The sequence below is a fragment of the Lachnoclostridium sp. An196 genome, from assembly GCF_002160135.1.
Classification (GTDB): Bacteria; Bacillota; Clostridia; order Lachnospirales; family Lachnospiraceae; genus Hominiventricola; species Hominiventricola avistercoris.
The window spans coordinates 1-1,925 of record NZ_NFJZ01000024.1; the positions used below are offsets into that span (position 1 = coordinate 1).

Genomic DNA, 1,925 nt, shown 5'->3' on the forward strand with positions numbered 1-1,925 from the left:
CCTGTGTCGGTTTACGGTACGGGTACTGCATGGACAATAGCGGCTTTTCTCGACAGCTGGCTCACGCATTTCGCTACTTTAAGTTCGCTATGCATCACGTCTTCGGGTCAGCGCGGCGGATTTGCCAACCGCACCCCTACTTCGCTTGCCCCGGTCTTTCCATTCCCGGTTTGCGCTCTCCACCTGTGTCCCCACAGTTCTGCCATGCAGCAGTACAGGAATCTCAACCTGTTATCCATCGACTACGTCTTTCGACCTCGCCTTAGGCCCCGACTTACCCAGGGCAGATCAGCTTTACCCTGGAAACCTTAGATATTCGGCCTGGAGGATTCCCACCTCCATCTCGCTACTCATTCCGGCATTCTCCCTTCTTAACCGTCCACAGCCCCTTCCGGTACTGCTTCATCCAGTTAACAATGCTCCCCTACCGATTTACTTAAGTAAATCCCACAGCTTCGGTGTCGTGTTTCAGCCCCGGACATTTTCGGCGCAGGACCTCTCGACCAGTGAGCTATTACGCACTCTTTAAATGTATGGCTGCTTCTGAGCCAACATCCTGGCTGTCTTTGAAATCCCACATCCTTTTCCACTTAACACGTACTTGGGGACCTTAGCTGGTGGTCTGGGCTCTTTCCCTTTTGACTATCCAACTTATCTCGTATAGTCTGACTCCCGGTGACCATCTCTATGGCATTCGGAGTTTGATATTCTTCGGTAAGCTTTGACGCCCCCTAGGAAATTCAGTGCTCTACCTCCATGAGACTGCACCGAGGCTAGCCCTAAAGCTATTTCGGGGAGAACCAGCTATCTCCGGGTTCGATTGGAATTTCTCCGCTACCCACACCTCATCACCACCCTTTTCAACGGATGTGTGTTCGGACCTCCAATGCCTTTTACGGCATCTTCATCCTGGACATGGGTAGGTCACCCGGTTTCGGGTCTGCCTGAACTGACTTTATGCCCTGTTAAGACTCGGTTTCCCTTCGGCTCCGTACCTTCAGTACTTAACCTCGCCAGTCCCGGCAACTCGCCGGACCGTTCTACAAAAAGTACGCGGTCGCACTTTGATGTGCTCCCACAGCTTGTAAACACAGGGTTTCAGGTTCTCTTTCACTCCCCTCCCGGGGTCCTTTTCACCTTTCCTTCACAGTACTATGCGCTATCGGTCACTAAGGAGTATTTAGGCTTACGGGGTGGTCCCCGCTCGTTCCCACAAGGTTCCACGTGTCTCGTGGTACTCTGGATCCCGCCTTGTCAGCTCGCTTTTCATGTACGGGGCTTTCACCCTCTCTGGCAGGCTTTCCCAAAACCTTTCCATTAAACTCGCTGAATCAATTCCGCGGTCCGAACCCCGGCATGCTCGCACGCCGGTTTGGCCTCTTCCCATTTCGCTCGCCGCTACTCTGGGAATCACATGTTGTTTTCTTTTCCTCGCCCTACTTAGATGTTTCAGTTCAGGCGGTTCCCCTCCATACGTTATGGATTGGCGTATGGATGACTGAGGTCTGCTCAGCCGGGTTTCCCCATTCAGACATCTCCGGATCATTGGATATTTGCTCCTCCCCGAAGCTTTTCGCAGCTTATCACGTCTTTCATCGGCTCTTAGTGCCAAGGCATCCACCCTGCGCTCTTTCTAGCTTAACCAATAGATTTGAAAGCGGTTGGCGGATGATTTATGGGCTTCTGGGCGCTCGCGCACAGATAGTCCGGAAATCATACGTCATGTCATTTGCGAAGCAAAGGACATGAGCAGAACGTAGTTCTGCGAATAACCGGTTTCAGATCGATACTCACGTAGCGTCGTGAGCATTGGCTTTGGTTGTTTGTGTTCACAAACGGTGCATCTTTCGATGCTTCTCTTTTTACTCGGATGTCTTGTATCTATCTTTTGTGTTAGATATTTGTGTATTTTACTGTATGCAATT

The 1,925-nt window shown here is 51.3% G+C and carries 1 rRNA gene; it reads right to left on the minus strand.

Going from position 1 to position 1,925, the window contains the following annotated elements:
* A 23S ribosomal RNA gene (locus tag B5F29_RS16165) occupies positions 1-1,644 on the minus strand; the annotation flags it as partial.
* Positions 1,645-1,925: the final 281 nt, after the last annotated feature.